This window comes from Caulobacter sp. AP07 (assembly GCF_000281955.1).
Classification (GTDB): Bacteria; Pseudomonadota; Alphaproteobacteria; order Caulobacterales; family Caulobacteraceae; genus Caulobacter.
This window is the reverse complement of the sequence record NZ_AKKF01000097.1, coordinates 1-6,582: the sequence shown is the minus strand read 5'-3', so window position 1 is coordinate 6,582 and position 6,582 is coordinate 1. Positions and strand designations below refer to the sequence as shown.

9 protein-coding genes are annotated in these 6,582 nt (G+C 71.1%); 6 read left to right on the top strand and 3 right to left on the bottom strand.

Going from position 1 to position 6,582, the window contains the following annotated elements:
* Window positions 1-86 precede the first annotated feature (86 nt).
* Complete coding sequence (locus tag PMI01_RS06170) at window positions 87-752, bottom strand: type 1 glutamine amidotransferase domain-containing protein (protein WP_007665422.1); 666 nt, start codon at window positions 750-752, stop codon at window positions 87-89.
* Between the two features lie 450 nt (window positions 753-1,202).
* Here PMI01_RS06170 and PMI01_RS06165 point away from each other — a divergent pair, with 450 nt between their 5' ends.
* Complete coding sequence (locus PMI01_RS06165) at window positions 1,203-1,481, top strand: HU family DNA-binding protein (protein ID WP_007665420.1); 279 nt, start codon at window positions 1,203-1,205, stop codon at window positions 1,479-1,481.
* Between the two features lie 150 nt (window positions 1,482-1,631).
* Here PMI01_RS06165 and PMI01_RS06160 read toward each other — a convergent pair whose 3' ends face one another.
* Entirely contained in the window at window positions 1,632-2,435 is an 804-nt protein-coding gene (locus PMI01_RS06160) for a LytR/AlgR family response regulator transcription factor (protein WP_007665418.1), read from the bottom strand.
* Window positions 2,432-3,490, bottom strand: a complete 1,059-nt coding sequence (locus tag PMI01_RS06155) for a sensor histidine kinase (protein WP_007665417.1) — start codon at window positions 3,488-3,490, stop codon at window positions 2,432-2,434. The genes PMI01_RS06160 and PMI01_RS06155 overlap by 4 nt, the downstream gene beginning before the upstream one ends.
* 175 nt (window positions 3,491-3,665) lie before the next feature.
* On the opposite strand from PMI01_RS06155, the gene PMI01_RS26985 reads away from it, so the two are divergent.
* From PMI01_RS26985 to PMI01_RS06130, 5 genes are all read left to right on the top strand, one after another.
* Window positions 3,666-3,941 carry a hypothetical protein gene (locus PMI01_RS26985; protein ID WP_007665415.1) on the top strand — a complete coding sequence of 92 codons (276 nt, stop codon included), beginning with the start codon at window positions 3,666-3,668 and terminating at the stop codon, window positions 3,939-3,941.
* Window positions 3,931-4,377, top strand: a complete 447-nt coding sequence (locus PMI01_RS06145; protein WP_007665413.1) for a hypothetical protein — start codon at window positions 3,931-3,933, stop codon at window positions 4,375-4,377. The genes PMI01_RS26985 and PMI01_RS06145 overlap by 11 nt, the downstream gene beginning before the upstream one ends.
* 8 nt (window positions 4,378-4,385) lie before the next feature.
* Window positions 4,386-4,883, top strand: a complete 498-nt coding sequence (locus PMI01_RS06140) for a hypothetical protein (protein ID WP_007665412.1) — start codon at window positions 4,386-4,388, stop codon at window positions 4,881-4,883.
* A 358-nt stretch (window positions 4,884-5,241) separates the two neighbouring features.
* On the top strand, window positions 5,242-5,445 hold the full coding sequence (locus PMI01_RS06135; protein WP_007665411.1) for a hypothetical protein: 204 nt from the start codon (window positions 5,242-5,244) through the stop codon (window positions 5,443-5,445).
* Window positions 5,435-6,556, top strand: coding sequence for an aldose epimerase family protein (locus tag PMI01_RS06130; protein ID WP_007665410.1), 1,122 nt, complete (start codon window positions 5,435-5,437; stop codon window positions 6,554-6,556). Before PMI01_RS06135 ends, PMI01_RS06130 begins: the two co-directional genes overlap by 11 nt.
* The last annotated feature ends 26 nt before the right edge of the window (window positions 6,557-6,582 follow it).

Genomic DNA, 6,582 nt, shown 5'->3' with positions numbered 1-6,582 from the left:
GGCGGTGGCCCGCCAGACCACGGCGGTGGCACTGATCCAGGCCCTGGGCGGCGGCTGGACCGCCACGCCGAGCTGAAGCCCGCCGGTCAGCCCATCAACGCCATCAGTGCGCGGGCCACGCCCGGCGCCGAGGCGGTGTTCTGGCCGGTCACCAGCAGGCCGTCGCGGACCACATGCGGCCGCCCTTCCGGCCCACAGCCGTAGTCGGCGTCCAACCCTCGCAAGACCTGCTCCGCCGACCAGGCCGGCGCGGGCGCGGCGCCCGTCCCCCATCCTTCCCGATCGGACAGGGCGGTCAGCCGCCGGCCGGCGACGAAGGGCGCGCCGTCCGGCCGCCTCAGCCCCGCCAGAACGGCGGGGGCATGGCCGATGAAGCCCATGGGTCTTCCGGCCCGCGCGAAGGCCTCGATCAGCGCCTGCGAAACGGGGTCGGCGGGCAGGTCGAACAGCGCGCCCAGGCCGCCGGGATAGAGTACGGCCGCGAAGTCTTCCGGCGCCACCTGCGACAGCTGCAGCGTGTCGGCCAGCAGGTCGCGGGCGGCATGGTCGCCCCGGAACCGCGCCGCCAGGACCGGATCGGCTTCCCGCTGGTCCAGGCCCGGATCCAGCGGCGGCGGGCCGCCCCGCGGCGAGGCCAGCGCCACGTCGATCCCAGCCGTCACGAACAGATAGTAGGGACCCAGGAACTGGTCGAAACTCAGCCCGCATGCTCCCCCCTCGTCCGGCAGGCGTCCGTGGGACGTGAGCACCATCAGCACATCCACGACCAGGCATTCCTTTCGCGCAACGCCGGATGCTGCGCCCTTCGACGGGGTCGGCGCTTGAACGTTCCGCCTCCCCGCTGAGACCAAACATCCAATCGCCGAGGCCGGCGGGAGGCCCCATTCTCCGGTCGCGCCCCGAGGCGACGACGGCGTCCGCTCCGCCCGCGCCGGTCGCTCCGGAGCCCGATTCCACCGAATCCGCCGCGCCGTTCACCAACCGGTCGACGCCCCGCCCAGTCGCCCGGGCCTGGTCGATCGCCCCCGCTCGTTGTCAGCCACTCCGGTAAGGGCTTGATAAAGCCTGATTTTTCCGCGAGGAAGCGTGCGCCAGCGTCTGCCGGATGCGCGTGTTAACCCTGGCTTCCATCATAGGGTGACAAAGCGCGTTTCCCCCGGCAGGCTTGGCTCTCTTTTGATTCCCAGCAGATGAGCTGACTTATGAACGTTTCGGATCTGGTCGACGCCGCCGTGGCCGCCGACGACAAGCTGACCAAGGCCCAAGCCAAGGCCATCATCGACGGCGTCTTCAAGTCGCTGACCGACGCCGCCGTGAAGGGCGAAGAAGCCTCGATCCCGGGCTTCGGCAAGTTCAAGGTGCAGGCCAAGCCGGCCCGCACCGGCCGCAACCCCTCGACGGGCGCCGCCATCGAAATCGCCGCCAGCAAGAAGGTCGCGTTCACGCCGGCCAAGCAGCTGAAGGACGCCGTCAACGGCTAATCCACGGCGAGCGGTCGGCCTCCGTCCTGGACGGGAGCCGACCGCTCATCCTGGCCGCCTTGATCGGCCAGACGATCTTCCGGGTCAGCGGTCACGCGCCCGACGAAGTGGTCCGCCCCTCCCCCCTCCTCTTTCCATGACTTCGACGGTTCAGGCGCGGTTTGGCGTTCGGCGAAACAGCCGGCGCACGGCGGCGGCATGGCTGCGGCCGATCGGCGGGCGCGCTCCAGTCGACAGCACCGCGGTCAGCCCCCCGCCCGGACGCGGCGCCAGTTGGGCCACCCGGTCACGCTGCACCACGGCCGAGCGGTGGATGCGCACGAAGCAGGCCGGGTCCAGGCGCTCGATCAGGCTGCGGATCGAGTCCCGCACCAGATAGCTGCGCTCACCGACATGCAGGCGGACATAGTCGCGCTCGGCCTCGATCCAGTCGAGGTCGCGCACCAGGAGCCGCTGGGCCCCGCCGCGGTTGTCGATCCACAGCTCGGTCTCGAAGCCGCCGCCCTCCGCCTCCGGATGCTCGGCCCGCAGGTCCTGGACGATGGCCCGCAGTTCGCCGATCCGCTGCTCGGCGTCGCGGGCCCGGACCTGGGCGCGGGCCCGGCCCAGGGCCTCGGCCACGCGCGGGGCGTCGAACGGCTTGAGCAGATAGTCCACCGCCGCCAGGTCGAAGGCCTGGATGGCGTAGCGGTCGAAGGCGGTGGCGAAGATCACCACCGGCCCGTCAGGCCCGGCCAGGGCCCGCGCCACGCTGACCCCGTCCAGGCCCGGCATCTTGATGTCGATGATCACCACCTCGGCGGCGGTCTCGCGGGCCCGGGCCAGGGCCTGGTCGCCGTCGGTGGCCGTGGCGACGATCCGCACGTCCTCGACCTCGGAGACCAGCCGCTGCAACCGGCGCAAGGCCAGGGGCTCGTCGTCGGCCAGCAGGACGGTGAGGACCGGCGTGCTCATGCGCGCTCCAGGGGCAGGTCCAGGCGCACCTGGAAGCCGCGCGGCTCGCGCACGCCGCAGGTCAGGGTCGCGCGCTCGCCGTAGTGGGTCTCCAGGCGACGGCGGACGTTCTCCAGCCCGACGCCCAGGCCCGGCGGCGCGCCGGCGCCCGAGGCCCCGTCGTCGCTGACCGTGATCGACAGCATGCCCCCGGCCTGGGCGGCGACCACCACCTCGATGGTCATCGGCTCGCGGGTGCGCGACAGGCCGTGCTTGACGGCGTTCTCGATGACCGGCTGCAGGATCAGGTTGGGCGCCAGGGCGTCGGCCAGCTCGGCCGGGATGCGCTCGACATAGGACAGGCGCTCGCCGAAGCGGATCTGCTCGATGGCCACGTACTGGCGCTCGCCGTCCAGTTCCTCGGCCAGGGTGACCATCTCACGCACGTCGCGCTCCAGCGAGCGGCGCAGGAAGCCCGACAGGCCCAGGATCATCTGCTCGGCGCGATCGTTCTGGCGCTCCATGACCAGGGTCGCCAGGGCGTTGAGGGTGTTGAACAGGAAGTGCGGACTGATCTGGTAGCGCAGCATGCGGTTCTGGGTCTCGGTGGCCAGCACCCGCGCCGCCTCCAGCTTGAACCGGGCCTCGCGCGCCGCCAGGTCGGCGTGCACCGCCATGAAGATCGCCGCCCAGGCTCCGAAGAACCAGAACACCGTGCGGGCGATCAGCATCACCCCCCAGAACGTCGACTCCGGCCAACGCGGCAGGATCACCACATAGACCGTGTAGTCGAGCACGCCGAAAATCAGCGAGCCGACCAGCGACAGCCCCGCGGCCAGGGCCAATCGCCGGACGAACGGCCATGGCGTCGAGCGCAGCAGCAGCGGCCCCATGGCCAGGCACATCATCGCCCCGACCAGACAGATGATCGCGCGGCGGAAGGCGCCGTCCCAGAAATGCGGCGCGGCGGCGCTCACCCAGCCCAGGGTCATGGCGGCATAGGCCAGCAACCAGACCCCGGCTGTGGCGATCAGGATGGTCCGGGTCTGCTGTTGTGCGGCGGGCGTCGACCTCATGGGCCATTGTCGCCGCTGGCGCGGCGGTCGCAAAGCGCTGTTCGCAGACGTCACGGCGTCGTTCGCAGACCCCGCCGCCGCCCGCAGCACTCCGCGGACCGTTGGTCTCCCAACGCCTGACAAGACCGCTCGCCCCGCCAAGATTGGGATCCGACGCTCACCGGAGGGAGCCCAGATGACGGCCCGGCCAAAGGACATCCCGATACTGACCCTGCGCACCCAGATCACCATCGAGATTTCGGCCCAGGACTATGTCGAGGCGGCGGAGCATCAGCGACGGGCCGAAGCCCTGTTCGCCGCCGTCCGCGCCGAATACCCCGCCGCCGCCTTCTCATTCCACCACGTGCGCCCCAAGGGCGCCGGACGCCCCGAGGGCGAAAGCCCCACGGGCGGACGGCCGCGCCACTACAAGACCCGCCCTCGCGTCCTGGCGGTCTATCATGACAGCTAACGTGGTCCGCATCCGCCGCCGCGACGCGGTGCTCGGCGCCCTGGAGGCCTTCCGGCGGATCTATCCGCCCATCAGCCTGACCAGCATCCGGGCCTTCCTCTACGTGGCCGAGAACCCCGGCATCAACGTCTCGGAGCTGGCCCAGGCCTGCGGCCTGACCGACGCCGGCGCCTCGCGGGTGTCGCGCGGCCTGGCGGCGCGGGGCATCGACCGGCCGCTGCCGCCCTCGCTGGGCCTGCTGGACTGCGCGACCAGCGCCGCCGACCCGCGCGAGCGCGTCCTGCGGCTCTCGGCCAGCGGCCAGGCCCTGGTCGCGCGCATCGAGTTGCTGATCGCCGCCCACACGCCCATCGTCGTGTCCCATGACCCGGCCCCCGACCCGGCCCCCGCCCCGAACGTCGAGGCCGCCCCCGCCCGCTCCACGCGATCCAACTGAGGCAAGCCATGTCTTCGCACTCCAAGGCCGGGATCACCCCCCTGGTCGCCGTCGTCGCCGGCGGATTGACCGCCGCGCTGCTGGACATCCTCTACGCCTTCGCCGCCTTCAGCCTGCGCGACGTGGGACCGGTCCGGGTGCTGCAGTCGGTGGCCAGCGGCCTGCTCGGCAAGGCCAGCTACCAGGGCGGCCTGGCGACCGCCGCCCTGGGCGGCCTGCTGCACGCGGCGATCGCCCTGGTGATGGCGGCGGTCTATGTGGCCGCCAGCCGGTCCCTGCCCGCCCTCAACAAGCGTCCCTGGCTGTGGGGACCGCTCTACGGGCTGGGCTGCTACATGGTGATGAACTACGTGGTGCTGGCCATCCGGTTCGGCCCCCGCCCCACCCCGGAGCTGGCCATGCTGCTCGGCGGGTTGGCGATCCACATGTTCGGCGTCGGCCTGCCGATCGCCCTGTTCGCCGCCCGCGCGGCCCTGCCCGCCCGGACGCCGGCCGCGACCGTCTAGAGTCCGTGGACAACTGGCTGCCCCAGGCTCGAGAGCGCTTCCTCAACCCAGAAAATTGGTCATCACCCGCTTCATGCGGGTGATGACCAATGTGAGTGGGCGGCGAGCCGATCATCGACGGCGGCGTGAGCCTGCTCCGGCGCCAGGGCCACGGAGAGGCCGCTTTCCCGCGCCAGGGATCTCTCCATGGCGCCTACGACCTTTTGGGGTCTTGATCTCTGCCCCGGTTTGCCTGACACCGGTTTCCACAACAACAACGGGAAGGAACGCATGGCCGCCGGAGTGGACGGGATCGGGAAGTCGAGCCGGAGATCCTCCGGGTCAACACTGTTGTCATCGTGCGTTGGTAGCTGACGCCATGGCCGAAACCCTCACCGTTCCCCGCGACCTCGTCCTGCGCCTGCGCGCCCGGCTGCCGGCCGTCACTCGCGAGCACCTGTTCGACTGCTATGCGATCAGCGAGACCACCTGGACCAAGCTGCGCGACGGCAAACCGATCAAGCGCTCCACCCTGGACCGCATCCTGCACCGCTACGAGAGACTGATCGCCCATGCGGCCTGACCTGTTCGCCGCCGCCCTGGCCGTCGTCGGCCTGGCCGCCCCGACCGCCCAGGCCGCCGAAGCCAGCCGCGCGCCCTACGGCGTCATGGCGAGCGGCGCGCCGGTCGAGGTCTTCACCCTGAAGAACGACCACGGCATGAGCGTCAAGGTGCTGTCGCTGGGCGGGATCATCACCCAGGTCAACGTCCCGGACCGCAAGGGCCAGGTCACCAACGTCGTGCTGGAATTGGCCGACCTCAAGGCCTACGAGGCCAAGCCGTTCTTCAGCTCGCTGCTGGGCCGCTACGCCAACCGCATCTCCGGCGGCGGCTTCACCCTGGACGGCGTGCGCCACGACCTGCCCAGCGGCCCCGAGGGAATCTCCTCGCACGGCGGGCCGACCAGCATGGCCAAGCAGGTGTGGACCGGGACGCCGTTCCAGCGGCGCGGCGAGGCCGGGGTGACCCTGGCCTATGTCGCCGCCGACGGCGAAGGCGGCTATCCCGGCGCCCTGTCGGTCAGCGTCACCTATACGGTGACCGCCCAGAACGCCCTGCGCATCGACTATCGGGCCACCACCGACAAGCCGACCGTGCTCAACCTCAGCCACCACGCCTATTTCAACCTGGCGGGCGGCGGCACGGTCTACGACCAGACGGTCCAGGTACTGGCCAAGGCCTTCACCCCGATCGACGCCCGCAAGCTGGCGATCGGCACGGTCGCGCCGGTGGCCGGCACGGGGCTGGACCTGCGCCGGGTGACGCGCCTGGGCGACGCGGTGGCGGCCGACGATCCGCAGATCAGGCTGGGCGGCGGCCTGGACCACAACCTCGTCGTCGACGGCGGCGGACGCGGCAAGCTGGCCCTGGCGGTGCGGATGGCCGACCCGGCCAGCGGCCGGACCCTGGACGTGCGCACCACCCAGCCGGGCGTCCAGCTGTTCACCGCCAACAGCTTCAACGGTTCGCTGAAGACCCCCGACGGCCGTCCCCTCGAGAAAGGCGCCGGCCTGGCGATCGAGACCCAGCACTTCGCCGACAGCCCCAACCATCCGAACTTCCCGACGACCGTGTTGCGGCCGGGACAGGTGTTCCGGGAGACGACGGAGTTTCGGTTCGGGGTGGCGAAGTAGCTCTAGGCCGTCATCCCCCGACTTGT

Coding starts and splice junctions, on each gene's coding strand:
- PMI01_RS06170 (WP_007665422.1), bottom strand. CDS start 752: ATGGTGCTCACGTCCCACGGACGCCTGCCGGACGAGGGGGGAGCATGC.
- PMI01_RS06165 (WP_007665420.1), top strand. CDS start 1,203: ATGAACGTTTCGGATCTGGTCGACGCCGCCGTGGCCGCCGACGACAAG.
- PMI01_RS06160 (WP_007665418.1), bottom strand. CDS start 2,435: ATGAGCACGCCGGTCCTCACCGTCCTGCTGGCCGACGACGAGCCCCTG.
- PMI01_RS06155 (WP_007665417.1), bottom strand. CDS start 3,490: ATGAGGTCGACGCCCGCCGCACAACAGCAGACCCGGACCATCCTGATC.
- PMI01_RS26985 (WP_007665415.1), top strand. CDS start 3,666: ATGACGGCCCGGCCAAAGGACATCCCGATACTGACCCTGCGCACCCAG.
- PMI01_RS06145 (WP_007665413.1), top strand. CDS start 3,931: ATGACAGCTAACGTGGTCCGCATCCGCCGCCGCGACGCGGTGCTCGGC.
- PMI01_RS06140 (WP_007665412.1), top strand. CDS start 4,386: ATGTCTTCGCACTCCAAGGCCGGGATCACCCCCCTGGTCGCCGTCGTC.
- PMI01_RS06135 (WP_007665411.1), top strand. CDS start 5,242: ATGGCCGAAACCCTCACCGTTCCCCGCGACCTCGTCCTGCGCCTGCGC.
- PMI01_RS06130 (WP_007665410.1), top strand. CDS start 5,435: ATGCGGCCTGACCTGTTCGCCGCCGCCCTGGCCGTCGTCGGCCTGGCC.